This window comes from Niveispirillum sp. FG156 (assembly GCF_057809555.1).
The window spans coordinates 84,139-105,085 of the sequence record NZ_JBMDKE010000023.1; the positions used below are offsets into that span (position 1 = coordinate 84,139).

The window sequence follows — 20,947 nt, forward strand, 5'->3', positions numbered from 1 at the left end:
GCTTCCGGAGGGCCAAAGCTTACTGCCAGTCCTTCACGCCATATTTGTCCAGGATGGCCGTCAGCTGCCCGTTCTTGCGCAGCTCCGCCACCTTGGCATCGATCAGCTTGGCATAGGCGGCGCTGTTGGGATCCTTGGGCGACAAGCCGATGGATACACTCGTCTGCTGACCTAGCGCGTGATAGTTGAACAGGTTGCGATAACCCTTCGATTCCAGCAGGAAGTCGACGACATTGCTGTCCTCGACCATCGCATCGATCTTGCCGTCGATCAGCAGATTGACCAGATCCTCGGTCACATTGTCGCCGGACACCTGCACAATGTTGGGGGAACCCTTGTTGGCGTCGATGAAGGCATTCACTTCCGTGCTGTAGAAGTAATCCTTGATCGACCCGAAACGCACAGCCTTCAGCGCGTCCAGGTTCGTCACCTTGAAATCCTTGGTCTCCTTGCCCTTGCGGATGACCAGGGTGGGGCGTGACATGCCCAGGCTGAGGCCGGGATAGATCATACCCGGCGCTTCTTCCTTGGTGGCGCCAACCGCACCCGTGGCCGTACCGGCCGTCACGGCGGCCAGCGCCTCGGTCCAGGGCATCAGCTGGTAATCCACCTTGTGCCCCGCCGGCTCCAAGGCGGCCCGCACGATCTCAATGAGGTAGCCGGGCCGGTTGCCCGGTTCGCAATTATAGGGGCACCAGCTGTCAGCCCGCAACTTCACCTCGGCGGCGCCCGCCGGCAGAGACGCCATCGCCGTCGCCAATGCCAGAAGAGCCACCAAACCCAACCGTCCATACATGCGCCGCATCACCACACCCCGTTACTTGGCTCAAATTTTAGGCATGGGTGGTAATCATCGCGACAATCCCTGTCAATTCATGACAACCTGTCCGAATGGATTGCAGCCACGCGCATCGGGACTGTCAAAGTTCGCCTACGGAACTATTGATCCTGTCGGCCCGTTTTAAAAAGGCGGCGGCACTAGACAGAAGCGATCCACCGCCCCACCCTTAACACCGGTAACGCGGGGAAGCGACACATGGAACGGGTTCACCTGTCCGTCTGCATGTCACTGGATGGCCATATCGATACCGATGGCGGTGAACGGCTGGTGCTGTCCAGTGAGGAGGATTGCCGGGACATGCATGCCGTCCGTGCCGACTGCGATGCCATCCTGGTCGGTGCCGGTACCGTGCGGCGCGATCAGCCGCGCCTGACGGTCCGCTATCCCGACCTGACCGCCGCGCGCCGTGAACGCGGTATGCCGGACCATCCGGCCAAGGTGGTGGTGACACGCAGCGGAGAAGGGCTGGACCCAGAGTCATGCTTTTTCAGACAGGGCGGCCCCGTCATCGTCCTGTGTGCGGAGCCGTCCCTGCCCGCCCTGCGTGCGCGCCTGTCGTCGGCGGCGCAGATCGTGGCCCTGGGTGATGACGGCGTTGCCGGCATCCTTTCCCGCCTGTCGGGGCTGGGCATCCAGCGCCTGATGGTCGAGGGGGGTTGCCAGGTGCTGACACAGTTCCTGGCCGCCGGCGCCTTTCACCGGCTGCGCGTGGCGGTGGCGCCCTTCATGGTGGGACGGGCGGCAGCCCCCCGTCTGGCGGGTCCCGGACCATTCCTGCACGGGCCGGATAATCGCCTGCGCATCCTATCGACGCGCACCTTGGGCAATATCGCAGTGATCGATATGGAGAATCCGGAACCACGCGGCATACCGGCGGCACCATCACTCACGGCATAGAGGCGGGACTCAATTACCGCTGAACGTATCGCGCAGGCGCGGCGCGTTCTGTACCTGATCGCGCGCGGCGGAACGGTCATTGGGGCCGTCCATGGCGCCACCGGCGGCAAAGACCTGATCGCCACGCGGCTGGGCCGGCAGCTCCTTGCCGAACATGGCATGCAGGCGCTGATATTCCTTCTGGTGGTATTCCTGCGCTTCCTGGAAGTCGGGCTCCCCGTTGCGCGGCGCGGTTACGATCACCTCGTCCATCATCTCGGGCTGCGGCTTGGCATTCTGGGCGGCGACGGGACCGGCCAGCGCAAGGAACAGCAGGAAAAGGACAGGGATACGCATGCAAGCAAACATGGCGGGCCTCATGATCGATAAACCCAACATATCATAAATGGGTGGCAGACGCCTTTGTTCCCACCTGCACGGAAGATGGCTTACTCCCACCCGCCCAGCAGCGGACGCATGCGCAGGCTTTCCTTGTTCCGCACCCGCACCCTGCCATGCACATGATCCGCCATGGCCTCGCGCGGGCCGCCCACGCGCACGGGCCGTTCGGCAAAGCGGCCCAGGCTGATCATGCGGTCATAGGTGACGATGGCAGCGGCAACCGAGACATTGACGCAGAACTTGGTCGGGATCTTCACGACATGGTCGCAGCGCGCCAGCATGGCAGCCGACAGATTGCCTCGTTCCGGCCCGAACACATAGGCGGCACGCAGCGGGTGGCGGAAGCTGGGCAGTTCCGCCGCATCGTCGGTCAGCTCACACCCGACCAGCTGGCAGCCCTCCGGCAAGGCCATCTCTCCGATCGAACCCCAGCCATAATAGGGCACATGGTCAACCCCGCCCGACGTGTCGGTGACACGCAGCTCGTTCATGTCGACCACAGCATTCACGGAGAAGACAAAGCTGGCGCCGAACGCGTGGCCCGTCCGCATGATGGTGCCGAGATTGCCAGATTTGCTGATGCCTTCGGCGCCGAGGGCGAAATAGCCGCGCATGATGACCTGATACTGAGATTGGGGAATTGCCGCGACTCCTTGCATGGAAAGGGCTGTCGGGGCAAGGTGCCTGCCCCCATCCCTCGCCTGCGCGCCGGTCATGCCCGATCCCAACCCGCCCCATATCCACGGTCCCGGCTGCAGCCATCACCATCCCGAAACCGGCCCCACGGGCGGCGTCGCCGTGCGCCTGCCCGACGACAGCACCAACCCCATCCTGATTCAGGTGACGCGCGGCGGGCTGGTGGAAAGCATCCATCGCGGTCGTGCCGTGGTGGTGGGTGCCGATGGCCATGTCCTGGCCAGCTTTGGCGATGTAAAGGCCATCACCTTCCCACGTTCCGCCAACAAGGCGTTGCAGGCCCTGCCCCTGGTGGAAACCGGCGCCGCCGATGCCTTCGGCCTGGGCAGTGAGGAGCTGGCACTGGCCTGTTCCAGCCATGATGGCGAACCGATGCACACGACCCGTGTCGCCGCCTGGCTGTCGCGCATTGGCCTGACACAGGACCACCTGGAATGTGGCTGCCACGCCCCCTATTCGGTCCCGACCTGGGAAGCGATGCTGCGCCGGGGGGAGGAGCCGACGACCCTGCACAATAATTGTTCGGGCAAACATGCCGGCATGGTCACCACCGCCCTGCACCGGGGGGAGGCCATCCGTGGCTATGTGAATTATCAGCACCGGGTGCAGCAGCGTATCCTGGGCGTCATGGAGCAGGTGACGGCCCAGGACCTGACGGGCGCGCCCTGGGGTATTGATGGCTGTTCCATCCCCACCATCGGGTTGCCTTTGGAGGCATTGGCCTTCGGCATGGCCCGGATGGCCGACCCGCAGGATTTGCCGTCGGCCCGCGCCGACGCGGCGCAGCGCCTGCTGGCGGCCTGGGGCGCGCACCCTGAACTAGTCAGCGGGACCGAAGGGTTCGACACGCTGTTCATGCAGGCGGTTGGCAGCCGCATCCTGTCCAAGGCCGGGGCGGAAGGCGTCAGCGTCGGGATCATTCCCGAAGAAGGCATCGCCATCGCGGTGAAGATCGATGATGGCGCCAAACGCGCCGCCGGCCCCGCCATGGCAGCTGTGCTGCGCCGTTTGGGCCTGCTGACCGATGCCGACTGGACGGCGTTGCAGCCGCTGGTCAATCCGGCACTGCGCAATCGGGCGGGCGTGAAGGTCGGGGCGGTTGAGGCGGGGTTCTGAGCGGACCTACCGTCGCTCCCTCACCCCGCATCTCAACCGTTGTTCCCTCACCCTCCCGTCGGCTGGAGCCGCCGGGCCCCTCCCTCTCCCGCAAGCGGGCGAGGGGCTAAATAGGTTCCGCCCCTCGCCCACGAAGGTGGGAGAGGGAGGGGCCCGAACGCACCAGCGTTTGGGAGGGTGAGGGTTCAACGACCCGAAAAACTCACTTCCACCCGGCCCGGTCCATGATCTTCAAGGCTTCAGCATTGTTCTGGCCATAGACGCTGGCATTCAGGCTGTCGCGCTTGAAGTCGCCCCAGGCGGTGACCACCGGGTGGGACGGGATGCCGGCCACCACGGGGAATTCATAATTGGCCTCGGCGAATATTTTCTGCGCTTCCGGGGTGGCCAGGAATTCCAGGAACTTCACGGCAGTGTCGCGGTTGGGCGCATATTTGGCGATGCCGGCGCCGGAGATATTCACATGCGCGCCACGGTCCTTCTGGTTGGGGAAGAACAGGCCCACTTTCTGTGCCGCCGCCTTCTCCGCCGCGTTGCTGGAATTCAGCATGCGGGCGAAATAATAGGTGTTGGAGATGGCGACATCGCCCTCACCCGCCGCCACGGCCTTGATCTGGTCGATATCGCCGCCCTGCGGCTTGCGCGCGAAATTAGCGGCCATGCCCTTGGCCCAGGCTTCGGTCTTTTCCGCGCCATGGGCGGCCAGGATCGAACCGGTCAGCGACTGGTTATAGACATTGGTGGAAGACCGGACCAGCAGGCGGCCCTTCCATTTCGGATCGGCCAGATCCTCATAGGTCGACAGGTCCGACGGCTTCACGCTGTCCTTGTTATAGATGATAACGCGGGCACGTGCCGACAGGCCGAACCAATAGCCATCCTTCTCCCGATATTCCGCCGGCACCGCCTTTTCCAGCGCCGCACTCTTCACCGGTTGCAGCACGCCGGCATCCTGCGCACGCCACAGACGCCCCGCATCCACGGCCAGCAGGACGTCAGCGGGGCTGTTGCGCCCCTCGGCCTTCAGGCGCTCGATCAACTCGTCATCCTTGCCCTCGATGACATTGATCTGAATGCCCGTCTCCTTCTCGAACGCGGCATAGAGCAGCTTGTCAGCATCGTAATGACGGGAGGAATAGATATTCACCTCTGCTGCACCCGCCGCCAGGGCCGGCAGCGACAGCAATGCGGCACCCAGGCCGATGCCCGCCACCTGGCGGGTCAGGGTGCGCAGCAGGGTACGGCGGGCGAACATCTTCATCATCGGCTCCTGATGTGGCTGGGCCATCGGCGGTTAAGTCCGCCCGATATGTCGGCCCGGCCCCGCCACCTGTCAAGATGCCAATGAGAGCGATTCGCAAATCAACTATCGAGTTGCCCGGTGGCGACCATCACATACCTCTGTATGGGACTGAAATAATTGACAAATCCTCTCCGCGACAGCTTGCCGCGCCCGGATGGAAACCATACTCTGCGGTTGCAACCAATCGGGGGGATGAATTGACCAGCCTGCCTTTGAGCGACGAACCCACAACGCCCGGCGGCGACGGGACGCCACCGGACAGTGATGGCATTCAGGTCGATATCGACCGGGGCTCCCTGATCGGGCTGCTGCTGCTGAACACCTTCCTGACCGTCATCACGCTGGGCATCTACCGGTTCTGGGGCCGCACCAAGGTGCGCCAGCGCTTATGGTCCGCCATCACCCTGCGCGGCGACCGGTTCACCTATACCGGTACCGGCAAGGAACTGTTCGTGGGCTTCCTGGTGGCGCTGGTCGTGCTGCTGCCGTTCATGGGCGTCGTGGTACTGGTGAACAGCCTGATCCCGCCGACAGCGTTCCTACAGCAAATGGCGACACAGGTTGCCATCGGCCTGGGGGCCGGTCTGCTGGGCCTGATGGCGCTTTACTTCGCCCGCCGCTACCTGCTGACCCGCACGCAATGGCGGGGCATCCATGGTGGTCAGGACCGGGCGCTGGGTCAGTTCATGTCGGTGCATCTAAAAGCCTATATCCCCTCCCTGCTGACGGGCGGCCTGATCCAGCCCTGGGCGGATGCCAAGACCTATAATTACCGGCAGAGCATCAGCTGGTTCGGGACGGCCCGCTTTGGCGCCGCCGCCCGGCCGGATGCGCTTTGGCCCATCTGGATTCCGACCTGGCTGCTGCTGGTGACGGGGTATGCCACGATCATCATCTTCTCCCTGCCAATGGCGGAATGGCAGGAAGCGGCGCAGGCGGCACAAGCGGTTGGCGAGGCCGCGCCGCCACCGCCAGAGATGAACATTGCCGGCATATTAAGCAGCCTTGCGGCAATCGCCATCGGCTTTGGCCTGTGGTTTGCTTATACGGTGCGGCGCACGACCCTGTTCCTGGGCGCCACCTGGCTGGATGGTCTGCGCCTGGAGCTGCCGATCGGTTGGCGTCAGATTGTTCGCGTGCCGATCGTGGCCTTCGTCCTTTCCGTCGTCTCCTACATTGCCATCATCGTGGCGGTCGGGGTCATCGGGGCTATTTTCGGCAAATCGCTGAATGTCGCGATCATTGTCGTGATCTTGACCTTTATCATTCTGGCACTGCTGAGCCTGCTGTCGGTCGGCTGGGTGCAGGTGGAAATGCTGCGGATCATCGGCCTGCATCTTCGTCTGCACAATGTCGGCGTCCTGGATGATATCCTGAACCGTGGTCAGCCAGCCCCGACCCGGGGTGAAGGGCTGGCCGATGCCATCGGCGATATCGGGATCGGTGGGTAACCTTGATCGACGCCACGTATGAGGACCGGCGCACGGGCCGAACCCTGCCGGTACAGCTGGATTTTCAGCACCCTTTCCTGATCATCCATCGGGAAGGGGGCGCTGAACTGGACCGCTGGAACTGGCGGGATGTGGCGCCAGTGCCCGGCCCCTTCCCCGATGACCGGCTGCGCCTGGGCCTGTCAGCAGATGCGCATGCCGTGCTGGCCGTGGCGGATGGCAACCGGCTGCTGACCCTGGCCCATGGGGCCGGCATGGTGCAACCCGCCCACCGTGAACACCGGACCCGGCGGGAGATACCGCTTTACGTCTGGATCGGCGGGGCCGTTCTGTCGCTGGTCATCATGCTGCGCATCGTGGTGCCGGCCCTGGCCAGCACCCTTGCCCCGCATGTGCCCGACTGGCTGCAGGCGCAGATCGGGGATCAGGTGCAGATCCTGGCCACCGCCTTCCTGACGCGGGAGGGCGGGAACCGCCATTGCGCGGCCCCCACTGGGCGGGAGGCCCTGTTGAAACTGGCCGGGCGGCTGCCCGAAAGTCAGGGCCTGCGCCTGCACATCATCGACAGCGATCTGCCCAACGCCTTTGCCCTGCCCGGCGGCCATGTCAGTGTCACCACGGCCCTGATGGACAGGGCCGACGGGCCGGATGCTGTCCTGGGTGTGCTGGGGCACGAGTTGGGGCACCTGCATCACGGCCATTCCATGGAACGGGTGATGCGCTATGGCCTCAGTTCGGCGCTGATCTCCATGGTGGTGGGGGATGTTGGCGGCGGCGTGCTGGCCGTCGGGGTCAGCCAAATGGTCGAATCGGAATTCAGCCAGGATCAGGAACGCCAGGCTGATCAATTCGCACTGGACGCGCTGGCAGAGGCAGGGGTGTCGCCCGCCGGCCTGTCCAAACTGTTCACGGCCATCCGGGACGAGCATCCCGAGGCAGACGGCGTTCTGGCCGAATGGATCGGCAGTCACCCTACCCTGACGGAACGGATCACCACGCTGGACCGCGCCGCCGTCGGCACCCGCACACAGGGCGAGACACTGACCGGTGAGGAATGGACCGCCCTACGGGCCATCTGCAAACAACCCGCACCAGCACTCCCCGCATCTGCCGCAAAGCCGGACTGAACCGGGTCAGCCACCCCAATGGCATTCTCCGTTTTCCATCTTGCAATTAAGAACGATTCGCAATAGCGTCGTGGATATCGGACTGGATGGCGTCGGAGGCGGTGATGAACGAGATGGCATTATGGTGGCCCGACCTGGCGGCCGGCACGGCGCAAACGGGGCCGGAACAGCCGGATGGCGCGCATATGGACCGTGTCCGCCTGCTGGCCGGGTTACAGGAGGGCGGCACCGTCTTCACCCTGTCGCGGGGCGAACAGCTACTGCTCTGGTCGGCACGGCGCTGGCGCCATGGCCGCTTCCGCTGGGATCAGGTGGAGATGGAGTTTCAGCGCCTGCTGCCCGAAGGGTGGGAGGACGCGGTCATCGCCTGGGAAGAGGTGATGGAACTGCTGCATCAATATCCGGCGGGGCGGCCCGATATCGGCAATGGCTGCCGTTCGGCCCTGTCGACCGATGAACGGGCTCTGCTGACCCTGGTGTCGCTGTTGCAGCGCGGGGCGCGGGGCCGGCCATCGGCAGCCTGGCTGCTATCGCACCTTGTGTCGCCGGCACGTCAGCGGGACGTGGCGGCACCGCTTCTGGCGCTTGCCACCACTTTCCTGCTGGGCGGGGTGACACTGCCGTTACGCAGCCCCGCCCCGCCACAGACAGGTCAAACCAAACTTACCGTTCGATCTGCAGGTAGCTGACGGGCAACAGATCCCACGGGAAATGGATCCAGGTATCCTGGCTGACCTCGGTGATGAAGGTATCGACCAGGGGACGACCCGCCGGCTTGGCATAGATGGTGGCGAAATGCGCGTTGGGCAGCAGTTTGCGCACATAGGCCGCCGTCTTGCCGGTATCGACCAGATCGTCGATCAGCAGCCAGTCCTTGCCACCATCCGTGACGGCATCAGCGGCCTTCAGCACGCGGATCTCGCCCTGGGTCTGATGGTCATAGCTCTTGACCGAGATGGTCTCCACGACCCGGATGTCCAGCTCGCGGGCGATGATGGCCGCCGGAACCAGACCACCGCGCGTGATGGCGATGATGCCCTTCCACTTGGCATGATCGGCCAGACGCCAGGCCAGCGCCTTGGCATTGCGGTGCAGTTCTTCCCAGGTGACGGGAAAATTCTTGTCGGGGTTCTGAATCTTGTTGGTCAAGGCGGGCCTGCTATCATGGGTTTGGGGCAGGAATAGCCGATGCCGGGGCAGACGGCAATCACGTCAGATCGGCGTTGCGCACAAGCCCCACAAAATCCCGTTGCAATCCCCATCCGCATCGGATACAAGCGCCACCTCACCGGACGGCACCCCTCACCGGGTACCGGAAATCGGAAAATGCGCGCCCGTAGCTCAGCTGGATAGAGCACCAGACTACGAATCTGGGGGTCAGAGGTTCGAATCCTTTCGGGCGCGCCATTTTCTCCCTAGCGGACCTTGGGGTTTAGGCTGCTGCCACGGTGTGTGCCGTGGGTGGGCTTTGCCGCGCCCCACGCTATCCACACGCTTTGGCCTGAGAGGCTGTCGAAGGGCTCGACTCAGGGGCCAGAGTGGGTACCCGGTCAGCGCTGCACCAAGCCCGCATCGGGCGAATCCAGGGTGCTGGCCGTGCTGGTAAGCCCGTCAGGATGGGGAAATCCCACGCCCCACAGAGGGCCAGTGTTGTCAGCTTCACTTCTCATGTTTGCCGTGCGGACTCACTCGACAATCATGAGAACCAGACATTCGATCAGGGACCTTTGTCTCAAATTCGGGAGCTGCACGCTGACGTCATTGCTCACCTACCTGACGGCCGCGCCCAGCTCCCTGTCCATAGATATGTAGGCGCAGCCGATGGGAGCTCTCAACCCCAAGAGACGTGATCATCCCCGGCTCTTATGAAAAGACGTACTCTGCACCACCACGTCCCGTTGGAGGAGAGCTTCCTCCGTTGATCTTTGGATGATTTGAAATAGGATGGGCCCTAAAGGTAGTAATCCCTGGGGGAGCTAAGGAGCATGAGGGAAGCGGAGGCCGCGGCGCTGGCGGGTGAGAGAGGCATGGAACTGCCTCCCGTGGCTCCGGTTCTCATGGAATCCCTTCGGGCTATTGGATATTCGACACCGGCCGCAATTGCCGATCTGGTGGACAACAGCATTGCTGCTAAGGCCGGTTCGGTGGCCATTCGCTTTTCAGGAGGGGCCTCGGCATTCGTGGCCATCATTGATGATGGCGAAGGAATGTCAGATGGTGAACTCGTCGCGGCCATGCGCTTCGGCAGTCGTGATCCACGCGAGAGCCGCCCGGACGGCGATCTGGGCCGGTTCGGCCTGGGGATGAAAACGGCCTCACTGTCTCAATGTCGGCGGATGACGGTTGCTTCCCTGAAGGGCGGCGACCTTGCCATTCGAACCTGGGACCTGGACGAATGCGAACGTCGCCGAACGTGGTGGCTTCAGAAGCCAACTTCTGAAGAGGTCCTTCCTGATGCTCTTGCGACTCTGATGGCACAGGGCCACGGAACTGCGGTCATCTGGGAGAAGCTTGACCGACTATATCCCATCGATTCCACTTCTCCGTTGCGACAGCTTGAGAAGGCCATGGAGGGAGTAGCTGATCATCTGGCCATGGTCTTTCACCGTTTTCTGTCGGGGGAGATGTTGGGGGCATTCTCCATTAACGTGAATGGACGCACGCTGCCGGTTCTCGATCCTTTCCTCGGGAATCATCCGCGTGGGCAAAGTCTCCACACTGAGAAATTTGCCGTCGGTGGGCATGATGTCGTCGTGACACCGTATGTACTTCCCTTTCCGTCGCGCATGGTGGCGACCGAGATGGACAAGGTCGGTGGGCGCGAGAGCCTGAAGACTGCGCACGGCTTCTACATCTATCGGGGCGGGCGGCTTATGGTCCCCGGGGGCTGGTACAGGATTGTGCCGTCAGACGAGCTCATCCGCTTGGCGCGCATTAAGGTCGATGTGCCCATTGAACTAGACCATCTCTGGAAGGTCGATGTTCGCAAGACCATGGCGGAACCTCCTATCGCTCTGCGACCGAACCTGAAACGCATCGTCGGCACAGTCACCAATCGCAGCAAGGCCGTCTATAAGCATCGTGGCGTTCCCGTCGAGGCCGACAGGGTATCCTTGTGGGAACGGTACGAGTTGCGCGGCGGAGCTGTGACATGGCGGATTAACAGATCCCACCCGGTCCTGCAGGCCGTGCTGAATGGGGCCTCCTCGGGCATCGGGATGGAACAGGTCTATCGCCTGCTTGAGGACTCGGTTCCGGTCCATGACATCTATGTCCACGTCAGCAACGATCTGCCGATCGGAAGTGGCGAGGCCGAGATGACCGAGGACGAACTTGAGGCACTGGCCACCACGCTTCTGGGTGCATTCGCTGGAGTACCCGAGATGAAGCAGGCTGTCTTGGAAAAGCTTCATCTGACCGACCCGTTCAGTCGCTATCCGGATATGGCGCAACGCATCATTGGGAAGCTCCATCCATGAACATCGAATCCCCCGAGGCACTGGCATCGTCCGTTGCCAACCTGATTCCCCTCGATCCGCCACCAACCGAGGAACAGATCGACAAGGTTCTGGCCGGCATGGCCTTAGGCTTCGGACTATCGGACACATTCATCAGCGAGACCCGGAAGCTTCTGCATGCCCGGTACAGTATCCGCATGGAGATGGGGAAGACTCTCATATCTGAAGAAGAGCACGATCCCTGGCTCTCGGCCCGCAAAGTGGAGATCGACCCCTTCTACTGGAACCGATATCGCCAGATGCTGATCCGCAGCGGCTGGGGGCCGCTGGTCGTTTCCACTCTCGACCGGACAACGGACGAACTGCTCGACCTGATGGGCAACCCAGAAAAGGAAGGGGAATGGAAGCGGCGGGGGCTGGTCGTGGGCGACGTCCAGTCCGGCAAGACTGCGTCCTATGCCGCGTTGATCTGCAAGGCAGCGGATGCAGGCTACAGGATGGTTGTGCTGCTAACTGGCACCCTTGAGAATGTCAGGCGTCAGACCCAGGAACGTCTGGATGCTGCTTTTGTTGGCCTCGACAGCCGTGACTTCCTGGCCAGTTCACAGGTAGGTCGGCGAAAGACGCATGTGGGCGTCGGCCTGCTCGACGGACGGCGTGATGGCATCGTTTTTACTTCGAGAGATAACGACTTCAAGAAGGACGCCGCCTCAGCCCTCAACATCTCGCTCGGAGCGGTGAAGGAACCGGTTCTGGTCGTCAGCAAGAAGAATGCCTCGGTCCTGTCCAGGCTGGCGGCCTGGCTTCGCGCCAAGAATGCGAACCATGCCGGAAAGATCGACGTTCCCCTTCTTCTGATCGATGACGAAGCGGACAACGCGTCGATCAATACCAAGCTGAAGCCGGGACAGGTGACCGCCATCAACCGTGGCATTCGCGACATCCTGGAATTGTTCACCAGATCCAGCTACGTGGGTTTCACGGCAACTCCGTTCGCGAACATCTTCATCGATCCGGCGTCCACCAGTGACATGATAGGCAACGACCTATTCCCCGGAGATTTCATCCATGTGCTGGAGCCCCCCGACAACTACGTCGGAATGAATGCCATTTTTGCCCAGGCCGATCCTGATGAAACTGATGATCGCGTGCCTTCGGATTACACCAGCATCCTCATCGGCATCGAGGATGCCGACAATTGGCTGCCGGTTACCCACCAGAAGGACTACGAGGTGGACTGGCTACCGGACTCGCTCAAGGAGGCTCTGCGGGGGTTCCTATTGGCTACAACCCTTCGGGACTTGCGGGCCTGTGTCGGTCATTCCGGCAAGGGGGGAGGCATCCATCGTTCCATGCTGGTCAACGTTTCGCGCTTCACGGACGTGCAAAACAACGTTGCTGCCGTCATTCACACAGAACTGGAGGACATTCGCCGAGCCGTCAGGCTCTACGGGTCTTTGGGGGCAGCCAAGGCAGCAGCCAGCAGTCCGGTGATCGCTGCACTCGCCAGTAGCTTCGAAACACGCTTCGCTTCAGCTGGGTTCGACTGGGACGAGGTTCTTGAAGCCCTACATGCATCCATCTCACCCATTGAAGTCCAGGCGGTGAACCAGTCCACGGGTGCGGCCAAACTGGACTATTCTGTGGCTAAGGCAGAACCGGGTGTGCGGGTCATCGCTGTCGGCGGCAACAGCCTTTCGCGCGGCCTCACTTTGGAAGGGCTTTCAACAAGCTACTTCCTACGAAACTCCAAGATGTACGATACCCTCCTTCAGATGGGGCGGTGGTTCGGCTACCGGGATGGCTATGGCGATCTCTGCCAACTCTGGCTAACTCCGGATGCGGTGGGCTGGTATCGCCACATCACCGAGGCGACCGGCGAACTGAAACGCGAGTTCGCACGGATGAAGCGGCGCAAAGCAACGCCGAAAGAGTTCGGGCTGCGGGTTCGCTGCCACCCGGACACCCTTCTGATTACAGCCAGGAATAAGATGGCGACGGGTGTGGATGTTCTTGAGGCTAAGTTTGAGGTATCGCTGACCGGACGCGGGGTCGAATCAACTTTGCTTTATTCAGACAAGCGGCGGAACAGTAGTAATTTCGCGCATGTCGATTCCTTCGTGTCTTATCTGGTTGATAAACGCGGCAAGCCACAGGCATCGGAGCATGGAGGAGCCGTGCTTTGGAATGATGTCGAGGCGACAGAGGTTGCTGGATTTTTGGATGAATTCGCTGTTCATCCTCTTAATCATGACTTTCAGTGTGACTGCATTGCAGATTTTCTTCGCACGATGGGTTCTCAACAGAACCCTTCCCTCGAACGATGGAGCGTCGCGATCCTGACCAACGGAACCGCGGGAAAAATTCGTCCCGCTGGCGAAGCAGATTTGAAAGGATTGCCAGAACTAGAGATCGCAGCGCAACGACGCAAAATAAAAGTCTCAAAAAACACCTACTCGATCATGGTTTCTGGAAAAAGCTCAAGAGTTGGTGGTAGGCGTGACGTCCTGCACGGTTTGAATATTCAGGAAACACAAATCATCAAAGAGACGGCCCCAGAAGACTGGCGTGACAAAGGCGGGAGGGTCAAAGAAGACTGCTATAGAGAGAGAATGCGGAATCCGCTTCTCATAATTTACCTCCTGAGAGGCTACGAAACGGACGACGGTCCCGCCTACGAAGGCGGCGTGATTCTGCCCGCTCTCGCGCTTCATTTCCCCGGGGCAAGCGACCCCGATGCACCAACGCGGTTGATCAAATATCGCCTCAACAAGGTTGCCCAGGACGAACTTTTCGCGCCCGATTTTGACGACGAGCTACTGATGGATGACGATGGCGACGATTGACGCTCTCTGGGACGACCTGCGGAATACAGGCCAGACCAAGCTTCACAGGCGGGTGGACGCTCTTCATCCTCTGGACCTCTACGCCGAGTTCGAATTGCCTGCCCGTCCCGGGTTGGTGTTGTTCTGTCCTGCGCGACCGCCTGAATTCCGCCAAATGAAGGCCATCGCCATCGAACGGGGGCAGCGTCCTGATGGTCGGTGGTGGCTACGCTTGTCACTTCATGAACCTTCCCTGCACGCTGTCTTTGCAGGATTGAGCCAGGATATCATCGCCTTCACCCGCTCAGGTGTAAGTGCCGAGACCGCTCCAGCAACCATCCTGCGCAGGGTTGAGCGTTGGCGTGCGCTCCTTGAGGGCGACAGAGGTGGGTTATCGACCAGCGAATTGCGTGGGCTGATTGGAGAACTGCTTGTCCTGCAGTCCCTGATGGAACGAAATCCGCTGATCGAGGCTGTCAGCAGTTGGAATGGACCTCTGGGCAGTCCGCAGGACTTTTTGCTACCGGACGGTCTGCGGATCGAAGTGAAAACAATCCGACCGGATGCCGACGCCTTCCGAGTCAATGGTCTTGGACAACTCGACCCGGGAACCGATCCGATGGAGCTTCGCCTGTTCCGGTTGGCAGATGTCAGCCTGGAGACGGAAGGGGCAATAACCGCGGCAGCGATCATCGATGCGCTGAGGGAGCAACTTGAGTGCGAACCTCTTGCTCTTAATGAGTTCCACAGCAGACTGGCAGCCGCGCGCTGGCACGATCATGCTCAACACAGAGAATACGCCGTCAGGTTCGCCGGAGCGCACTGCTACCGGCTGACGGATGGATTTCCGCGCATTGTGGCGGCGGATGTCCCCATCGGCATAGATGAGGTGAGCTATCTTGTCGAGTTATCGGCAGTCAAGGATTTCGAGGTGATTGGGGGAACCAATTGATGACAGAGGACGAGTACCGTTCCGATGTGCTTGCCAGCGCGGCATCAAGAGCCGAAACTCGCGCCTGCGGCTTGCGGGAAGGATTCGTCGAGGAAGTGCTCGAACGGTTGCGTGAAGCCGGTGAGCTGCCGGATTTCGAACTCTGCCCTGAACTGGTTGCCGGTCCCAGCAACAGGAAGCTGGAGATTGATGCCTTTGCGTTTGACGAAGCAGACGAGTCACTTCACCTGCTCGTCGCCCTGCATACTGGTGTCGTAGAGATGCCGTCTAATCTCACCAGAACAGAAGCGAGAGATCAGGGCTTCAACCGACTGATCAACGTCTTCGAGTACTCCCGTAATGGTTGGCTAGGTACCAATATAGAGGAAAGTCGCCCCCTCTGGGCGCTCGCCCGAAGACTATATCGCACAGAAAACTTCTCCGCCCTGAGACTGCATATTATCACCGACAGATGTGTCAGCGACAAGTTGCGGGAACTGGCTCCTGAAGAAACAAAGGAAGGCCTGACAATCACCTTCCAGATTTGGGACGTGACGAGACTAAAGCGCATCCATGAGGCACGAAGCGCAAGAGATGACCTTGTCGTCGATTTCTCTCACGCACTTGGTGGTGGCCTCCCTGTTCTGCCTGGACCAGTCGGGAGTTCCGGCTATAGCGGATATTTGGCTGTGGTCCCGGCCGAAGTGCTGGCCGACATCTATATTCTCCATGGTAGCCGCCTACTTGAAGGCAATGTCCGAACCTTTCTGGGCCGGCGCAGTGGCGTCAACAAGGGGATCGCAAACACCATCGCCAAGGAACCTGAGCGGTTCTTCGCCTACAATAACGGAATTGCCTGTACGGCCTCAGGGGTCGAGGTCTTCACCACCGACAGCGGCGCGTTGATGATCCGCTCGGCGACCGACTTGCAGATCGTCAACGGCGCTCAGACCACGGCATCCCTGGCGGCGGCGCGTCGAGACAAGGACAAGAAGGACCTCTCTAGGGTTTTCGTTCCGATGAAACTTTCGGTTGTCCAGACCGACCTCGCTCTACAGATGATCCCGAGAATCTCGCGTTTCGCCAATTCGCAGAATGGTATCAAGCCGAGCGACTTCTTCGCCAACCACGAATTCCATCGCAAGATTGAGGAGATGTCGCGCCGCATCCTGGCCCCGGCAGTCGGCACATCGCAGGTGCAGACCCACTGGTACTATGAGCGGGCAAGGGGCCAACACCTCAACGACCAAGCCGGGATGACTGATGCTGGCAAGAATCAGTTCCTTCGGCTGAATCCTAAGCATCAGGTCATCACAAAGACCGATCTTGCGAAGGTTGAGAACTGCTTCGACGGTCTGCCCGAGATCGCCTGCAAAGGGGCCGAGAAGAGTTTCAACAGCTTTGCTGACCGGATCACCAAGGAGTGGGGGGAAAAGAAGCCTCTCTATGGTGACGATTGGTTCAAGTCAGCGGTCGCGCGAACGATCTTGTTTCTGACTGCGGAACGTCTGGTTTCTGAGGCTTCCTGGTACGTCCCTGGTCTTCGGTCTCAGATCGTAGCTTACTCCCTTGCTCGTCTTGCTGTCCTGTCCCGGGACCAATCCAGCGGTGGTCGTCTGAACTATCTTCGGATATGGCAGCTACAATCTGCCGGGAACGTTCTCGAGGCCCAGTTGGCGCTCATTGCCGAGCAGATGAAGCAAGTGATTTGCAACCCACCGCTGGCTGGTAGAAGTCCTTCAGAGTGGGCTAAAGATCAGGCCTGCCCGAAGGTAGCCATGGAAGCTGATGTACCGCTGGTGGATGGATTTAATGCTTTCCTGCTGCCGCCGGACGAAGCGAAGGCTGCCATCCGTGATGCGCGGAATGAAGGAAAGATCGATGACGGCATAAGGGCGGTCAGCGAAGTTATATCCCGTAGCGCCGCTTCCTGGACCGCCGTCCGCGACTATGCGACGGAGATGCGCTTTCTAGGGCCGGAGGATGAAAAGATACTGCTTTTGGTAACGTCCACGCCACAAAGGATTCCGACCAATCGGCAGGCGGGTCGACTGATGGCGTTATTGACCAGATGCAAGGAGGCCGGCTTTATGGACAATATAACCGCTACCTTCCAGTCAGTTGGGTAACTGAATGCACAACTTCGATAAGGCTCGGCAGCACGTTGGTGGCTTTTGCAACAACAATCGGAGCTGCAATTACCAAGGCTGCATCGACAAACTTAGTAACACGTTGCCCTACCCAGATACTCAGTTTGAGGCCGAAGCCGATCAAACTCTCAATAATCTTTTTCTTTATTGATATATCGGGCTGTTTTTTGAATAGCTCAGCTTCAAGATTCGCTAAATCTTCCTTGATCTTAGATATTTCACTTCGATCAAACGCCGACTCAATCGGCTCTGGTGGATGGTTATGCCCAATTCCAGCCATTGACGCCTCGAAATCATCGAGACGCTTCCGCAGTTCATTCAAGACAGGAGCCACGTCCTGGACTTTGTCCGATCCGGATCGAAGCCCGAGTACCTGCGCGCCAAAAGTGGACCTAAGCTGCTCGAATGCTGGATGCGCGAGTAATATTTTGCGAAGACGCTCTCGAACCCCTGCCCCGACCTGTTCTGCCGGGGAATATATGTCTAGGACTTGGCCGCCAAGCTCATGAATCACAGCAGAAATGTTCCGCATCCGATAGCGAATAGATGCTTCGTTGCGCCCGGCAAGCGGCCCGGTCATGAGGAGTGGGGTAGTCATGTTCTCGGTACTCTTCACCCCTCTCTGCTGAAGCCTGACCATGTATATGTAGGCTTCTACCGCCGCCAGAAGTTCTTCGTCACTCCAGAGTGACTGATTTCGCTTCTTGTCTGGATTATCGGGAGGCATGAGCAGACGGCTTTCTTGCGCTTTCCGACATCGCGGCGCGAACCGTATATACCGCATTTTGTAGGCTAATATCTACAAGGATACTATGCTTGGGGCACCGTCAGTTTTGAGGGCAAATGGCAATAGTGTTACTGATGCGCTGGATGGCTCTAGCTATGTTCGCCTTGATCTGATGCTCCCAGATTCTGATTACCTTCCATCCTGCCCGGCGAAGCGCCCTATGGTTCCGGGAATCGCGGCGGCGATTGGATTCGATCTTGGCTTCCCATTTCTCGGAGAGTTTGTCCCTCCATTGCGGAAATTGCCAGCCGTGCCAGAAGTCGCCATCGACGAACACGACAAACCGAGCGTCCCTGAAGACAAAGTCGGGTCTGCCCGGAAGATCACGGGCATGAGATTCCCATTCCCAGCCCTGTTCAGCCATTGCGGCAGCCAGGGTGCGCTCGGGGCCGGTGTCCTTGCCCCGTATCCGCGACATGACGGCGCTCCGCTTCTCTGGCGACATGATGTCCCCACGATGTCGTCTTTCAGCCAACCTCTGCCCCCGTTGTCACAACATCGCGCGCTTCATCGGGCATCTCCTTGACCAACTGTGCCACAACCTTGGCGAGCTGAACTGCGAGGTATGGTGGAACCGCATTGCCGACCTGCTCATACTGCTCCGTCCTATTACCCTCGAAGAAGTAGTTATCCGGGAAGGTCTGTATGCGGGCAGCCTCCCTGACCGTCAGGCTGCGGCACTGCGCAGGATCGTAATGGATGAAATAGTGCCCGTCCTTCCGAATATGGCAAGTCACGGTGGTAGCCGGACGCCCTGCCAACTGGACACGGAACCGGTCATGGAAGACGCGGCGACCTTCCTCAGTTTGCGCATTCTCGTGATCAGGCAGAAGGCTAATCGGGAAATGACGCAACTTGGGAGAATCGTTCGTTGTCGCGCCGTAGGCAGACACAAACAGATAGCGCGCGAAATCGGCATCCATGTGATCGCGGGTTTCATGCTGAAGAACCCCCCCAAGGGAGTCGTCCCGGTACCAATTCGCCAGTTCGTGGGCGGGTCCCTGCCAAGTCTCCGAATGAACGAATGATCCGCCCCTTGTCAGGTTTGGGTCAAGCTGCTCAAGGGCATCTTCCATCACCTGCTGGATCGTTGGGTCCAGATCACCCACGTCCTGGATGATCTTGCCGGTTTCCGACTTAACCGCCTCGATCCACGCGGCGGCTGTATCCGTCTTTTCAGTTCTGACCTTGTGGCGTATCCGCCCACTGCGGCCGCTGCGAAGCGTGGGCAGATCGCCAATCACCTGGGCAAGGGTTGTCTGTGCTTCTGCCTTTTCCAATGGAGAGGGAACAAGATTCAGATCATCCCTGATACCTAGCAGGATGACTCGGTGTCGTTCCTGGGGGACACCATAATCCTCGCTGCGGATCAGGTAGTCGACCTTGCGGTAACAGTTGTTCGCCTTGTCAGGCGAGGCTACGAATGAATGGATGGCATAGCCAAACTTCTTGTCGGGTGTGAACTTCGCGAGTACCTCATCCGGCAGATCTTCGCCGGCGATTGCCTCCCATGGATCAGCCAGATCCTTGAGAATTTTGTCAAATACATAGCTGCCATCGTCGAGGCGGGACGACAGGATACCCTTGACATTCTCCATCACGAAGAATGGCGGCTGATGAATCGCGACGATCTTCAGGTATTCGCGATAAAGCGTGTGCTTGTCATCCTTGTAGAAGGCCTCGGCCTTGCGCTCGCGTTCCGCCTTCTGAAGTTCGTCGTCTCCCGACTGGCGGATTCCTTCACCGATCCCCATCCGGCGTGACCGGCCAACAACCGAGTACGCTTGGCAGGGGGGGCCGCCTAGAAGGCACCAAAGGTCGTGACCTCGAATGGCCTCTCCGATCCGGGTGTGCAGTTCGGTGAAAAGAACCTCGCCCAAAGTGGCATTCCAGGCTTCTTCGTTGGCAGCCCCCCATTCGGGAAGCTCGGCCATCTCTGTGGCCCATTTTTCCTTGTCGGCAGGCGTGGTCGAGCGGACGTAGTTGTAATAGCATTCAGGAATAGTCCGTCCGCTGAAGGCTCTTACGAATGCCCTCAGCCGCAGAGTACGTGCCGCGACCTTGTCCCTCTCGATCGAGAGTCTTGTCCGGAAGGCTATGTTATCCTTGAAATAATTATCATAACGGGAGAAGCCCTCTCCTAGGCCACCAGGTCCAGCAAATATATCAATGACGGGAATTTCAATCTTCATTTTGGACAATCCCGTCGGCTTTCGACCACAACGCATCCAATTGCTCTGGTGACACTGGTCAAAAAAAGCGGGAGTCAGCTGCTCCCGCTTCTCTTCATATCCACCCCAACCGCCTCACAGCAATAGTGGCGTGGCAATTTGATAGTTGTACCGTCGGTCGAAGTCCGCCCCGTTCATCGAGAAGAGCCGGATGGCCTCTGCCACGCCGGACAGCGCCCCCAAGTGCCGGATGGACAGCCAAGGCCAGTACATAGACCAGCCCGATTCCCCACGAACCCAGATAGAACCGGTGGGCACCGACCCCACCCAGGAACAGGGCCAGCAGGACAGCCTCTGTCTTCCCCAGGTGCCGGTGGATGGTCGGCGCAGCCGGAGCGGCACCCAACTGGGCATCGCCGCTTACCGGCCCCGCAGCGACCAGCGCGACATACCGCTGGAACACCTCGACCGCCTTGCGGCGGCCAGCGCCGCTGGTGTCGAAGGCATCCTTGAAGCCGCCCTTGACGGTGACCTCCACCTGACCCTCATCCAGCGCTCGGAACCGGGCGGTGACCCGCAGGCCAAACATGTTGATCCCGTACCGCCAGGCCCCTTCCAATGTCCCACTGGCGGGGTCGGTGACCTTGATCTTGCCTCCCATCTCCTGCATCGCCTTGGTCATGGTGGCGAAAGCGTCGCCCAAGGAGATGTGGGTAACGTTTACGCATGAGTCTTCATTCGCCGACATGGCGTTATCCTTTCCATCGATTTCAGGGATGGCGCTGAGCGCCGGTTGCGTATCTGCCTGAAGGC

The 20,947-nt window shown here is 60.1% G+C and carries 18 protein-coding genes and 1 tRNA gene; 10 read left to right on the forward strand and 9 right to left on the reverse strand.

The annotated features are described in order from the left end of the window. Positions 1–19 precede the first annotated feature (19 nt). Positions 20–805: a substrate-binding periplasmic protein gene (locus ACODSP_RS15980; RefSeq protein WP_488966560.1), complete on the reverse strand. Its 786-nt coding sequence runs from the start codon at positions 803–805 to the stop codon at positions 20–22. 231 nt (positions 806–1,036) lie between these two features. Here ACODSP_RS15980 and ACODSP_RS15985 point away from each other — a divergent pair, with 231 nt between their 5' ends. Continuing rightward, the gene (locus tag ACODSP_RS15985) at positions 1,037–1,738 is read left to right on the forward strand and encodes a RibD family protein (RefSeq protein WP_488966561.1); all 702 of its coding nucleotides are present in this window, start codon (positions 1,037–1,039) and stop codon (positions 1,736–1,738) included. A gap of 9 nt (positions 1,739–1,747) precedes the next feature. Here ACODSP_RS15985 and ACODSP_RS15990 read toward each other — a convergent pair whose 3' ends face one another. After that, entirely contained in the window at positions 1,748–2,074 is a 327-nt protein-coding gene (locus ACODSP_RS15990) for a hypothetical protein (protein WP_488966562.1), read from the reverse strand. Between the two features lie 92 nt (positions 2,075–2,166). Beyond that, complete coding sequence (locus ACODSP_RS15995) at positions 2,167–2,733, reverse strand: TrmH family RNA methyltransferase (protein ID WP_488966563.1); 567 nt, start codon at positions 2,731–2,733, stop codon at positions 2,167–2,169. A gap of 100 nt (positions 2,734–2,833) precedes the next feature. Here ACODSP_RS15995 and ACODSP_RS16000 point away from each other — a divergent pair, with 100 nt between their 5' ends. Further along, positions 2,834–3,931: an asparaginase gene (locus tag ACODSP_RS16000; RefSeq protein ID WP_488966564.1), complete on the forward strand. Its 1,098-nt coding sequence runs from the start codon at positions 2,834–2,836 to the stop codon at positions 3,929–3,931. A gap of 202 nt (positions 3,932–4,133) precedes the next feature. On the opposite strand, the gene ACODSP_RS16005 is transcribed toward ACODSP_RS16000, so the two are convergent. Continuing rightward, positions 4,134–5,195: a Fe(3+) ABC transporter substrate-binding protein gene (locus ACODSP_RS16005; protein WP_488966565.1), complete on the reverse strand. Its 1,062-nt coding sequence runs from the start codon at positions 5,193–5,195 to the stop codon at positions 4,134–4,136. Positions 5,196–5,431: 236 nt separating this feature from the next. On the opposite strand from ACODSP_RS16005, the gene ACODSP_RS16010 reads away from it, so the two are divergent. The 3 genes from ACODSP_RS16010 to ACODSP_RS16020 all read left to right on the forward strand — a co-directional run bounded on the left by ACODSP_RS16010 (position 5,432) and on the right by ACODSP_RS16020 (position 8,501). Beyond that, on the forward strand, positions 5,432–6,685 hold the full coding sequence (locus ACODSP_RS16010; RefSeq protein ID WP_488966566.1) for a DUF898 family protein: 1,254 nt from the start codon (positions 5,432–5,434) through the stop codon (positions 6,683–6,685). Between the two features lie 2 nt (positions 6,686–6,687). Continuing rightward, complete coding sequence (locus ACODSP_RS16015) at positions 6,688–7,812, forward strand: M48 family metallopeptidase (RefSeq protein ID WP_488966567.1); 1,125 nt, start codon at positions 6,688–6,690, stop codon at positions 7,810–7,812. A gap of 104 nt (positions 7,813–7,916) precedes the next feature. After that, a complete protein-coding gene (locus ACODSP_RS16020) occupies positions 7,917–8,501 on the forward strand; it encodes a hypothetical protein (protein ID WP_488966568.1) in 585 nt (194 codons plus the stop codon). Here the strand turns inward: ACODSP_RS16020 and gpt are convergent. Continuing rightward, the gene (gene gpt / locus ACODSP_RS16025) at positions 8,476–8,961 is read right to left on the reverse strand and encodes a xanthine phosphoribosyltransferase (protein ID WP_488966569.1); all 486 of its coding nucleotides are present in this window, start codon (positions 8,959–8,961) and stop codon (positions 8,476–8,478) included. The genes ACODSP_RS16020 and gpt overlap by 26 nt on opposite strands. A gap of 181 nt (positions 8,962–9,142) precedes the next feature. On the opposite strand from gpt, the gene ACODSP_RS16030 reads away from it, so the two are divergent. The 5 genes from ACODSP_RS16030 (at position 9,143) to ACODSP_RS16050 (ending at position 17,155) form a co-directional block, all read left to right on the forward strand. Further along, positions 9,143–9,219 (forward strand) — tRNA-Arg (locus tag ACODSP_RS16030). A gap of 578 nt (positions 9,220–9,797) precedes the next feature. Next, positions 9,798–11,291: an ATP-binding protein gene (locus ACODSP_RS16035; protein ID WP_488966570.1), complete on the forward strand. Its 1,494-nt coding sequence runs from the start codon at positions 9,798–9,800 to the stop codon at positions 11,289–11,291. Next, positions 11,288–14,116, forward strand: a complete 2,829-nt coding sequence (locus ACODSP_RS16040) for a Z1 domain-containing protein (protein ID WP_488966571.1) — start codon at positions 11,288–11,290, stop codon at positions 14,114–14,116. The genes ACODSP_RS16035 and ACODSP_RS16040 overlap by 4 nt, the downstream gene beginning before the upstream one ends. Then, positions 14,097–15,047: a PD-(D/E)XK motif protein gene (locus tag ACODSP_RS16045; protein ID WP_488966572.1), complete on the forward strand. Its 951-nt coding sequence runs from the start codon at positions 14,097–14,099 to the stop codon at positions 15,045–15,047. The genes ACODSP_RS16040 and ACODSP_RS16045 overlap by 20 nt, the downstream gene beginning before the upstream one ends. After that, on the forward strand, positions 15,047–17,155 hold the full coding sequence (locus ACODSP_RS16050) for an AIPR family protein (RefSeq protein ID WP_488966573.1): 2,109 nt from the start codon (positions 15,047–15,049) through the stop codon (positions 17,153–17,155). Before ACODSP_RS16045 ends, ACODSP_RS16050 begins: the two co-directional genes overlap by 1 nt. On the opposite strand, the gene ACODSP_RS16055 is transcribed toward ACODSP_RS16050, so the two are convergent. The 4 genes from ACODSP_RS16055 to ACODSP_RS16070 all read right to left on the reverse strand — a co-directional run bounded on the left by ACODSP_RS16055 (position 17,133) and on the right by ACODSP_RS16070 (position 20,882). Beyond that, positions 17,133–17,903, reverse strand: a complete 771-nt coding sequence (locus tag ACODSP_RS16055; RefSeq protein ID WP_488966574.1) for a hypothetical protein — start codon at positions 17,901–17,903, stop codon at positions 17,133–17,135. The two genes, ACODSP_RS16050 and ACODSP_RS16055, sit on opposite strands and share 23 nt — an antisense overlap. 100 nt (positions 17,904–18,003) lie before the next feature. Next, positions 18,004–18,408: a very short patch repair endonuclease gene (locus tag ACODSP_RS16060; RefSeq protein WP_488966575.1), complete on the reverse strand. Its 405-nt coding sequence runs from the start codon at positions 18,406–18,408 to the stop codon at positions 18,004–18,006. A gap of 22 nt (positions 18,409–18,430) precedes the next feature. Next, complete coding sequence (locus tag ACODSP_RS16065) at positions 18,431–20,155, reverse strand: DNA cytosine methyltransferase (protein ID WP_488966576.1); 1,725 nt, start codon at positions 20,153–20,155, stop codon at positions 18,431–18,433. Between the two features lie 94 nt (positions 20,156–20,249). After that, positions 20,250–20,882, reverse strand: coding sequence for a TM2 domain-containing protein (locus ACODSP_RS16070; RefSeq protein WP_488966577.1), 633 nt, complete (start codon positions 20,880–20,882; stop codon positions 20,250–20,252). Positions 20,883–20,947 lie beyond the last annotated feature (65 nt).

Bases quoted from the DNA above. Each gene is read 5' to 3' on its own strand.
- ACODSP_RS16055 (WP_488966574.1), bottom strand. From the start codon at position 17,903: ATGCCTCCCGATAATCCAGACAAGAAGCGAAATCAGTCACTCTGGAGT.
- ACODSP_RS15980 (WP_488966560.1), bottom strand. From the start codon at position 805: ATGCGGCGCATGTATGGACGGTTGGGTTTGGTGGCTCTTCTGGCATTG.
- ACODSP_RS16020 (WP_488966568.1), top strand. From the start codon at position 7,917: ATGAACGAGATGGCATTATGGTGGCCCGACCTGGCGGCCGGCACGGCG.
- ACODSP_RS16005 (WP_488966565.1), bottom strand. From the start codon at position 5,195: ATGATGAAGATGTTCGCCCGCCGTACCCTGCTGCGCACCCTGACCCGC.
- ACODSP_RS16045 (WP_488966572.1), top strand. From the start codon at position 14,097: ATGACGATGGCGACGATTGACGCTCTCTGGGACGACCTGCGGAATACA.
- ACODSP_RS15985 (WP_488966561.1), top strand. From the start codon at position 1,037: ATGGAACGGGTTCACCTGTCCGTCTGCATGTCACTGGATGGCCATATC.
- ACODSP_RS16060 (WP_488966575.1), bottom strand. From the start codon at position 18,408: ATGTCGCCAGAGAAGCGGAGCGCCGTCATGTCGCGGATACGGGGCAAG.
- ACODSP_RS16050 (WP_488966573.1), top strand. From the start codon at position 15,047: ATGACAGAGGACGAGTACCGTTCCGATGTGCTTGCCAGCGCGGCATCA.
- ACODSP_RS16070 (WP_488966577.1), bottom strand. From the start codon at position 20,882: ATGTCGGCGAATGAAGACTCATGCGTAAACGTTACCCACATCTCCTTG.
- ACODSP_RS16035 (WP_488966570.1), top strand. From the start codon at position 9,798: ATGAGGGAAGCGGAGGCCGCGGCGCTGGCGGGTGAGAGAGGCATGGAA.
- ACODSP_RS16065 (WP_488966576.1), bottom strand. From the start codon at position 20,155: ATGAAGATTGAAATTCCCGTCATTGATATATTTGCTGGACCTGGTGGC.
- ACODSP_RS16000 (WP_488966564.1), top strand. From the start codon at position 2,834: ATGCCCGATCCCAACCCGCCCCATATCCACGGTCCCGGCTGCAGCCAT.
- ACODSP_RS15995 (WP_488966563.1), bottom strand. From the start codon at position 2,733: ATGCGCGGCTATTTCGCCCTCGGCGCCGAAGGCATCAGCAAATCTGGC.
- ACODSP_RS16040 (WP_488966571.1), top strand. From the start codon at position 11,288: ATGAACATCGAATCCCCCGAGGCACTGGCATCGTCCGTTGCCAACCTG.
- ACODSP_RS15990 (WP_488966562.1), bottom strand. From the start codon at position 2,074: ATGCGTATCCCTGTCCTTTTCCTGCTGTTCCTTGCGCTGGCCGGTCCC.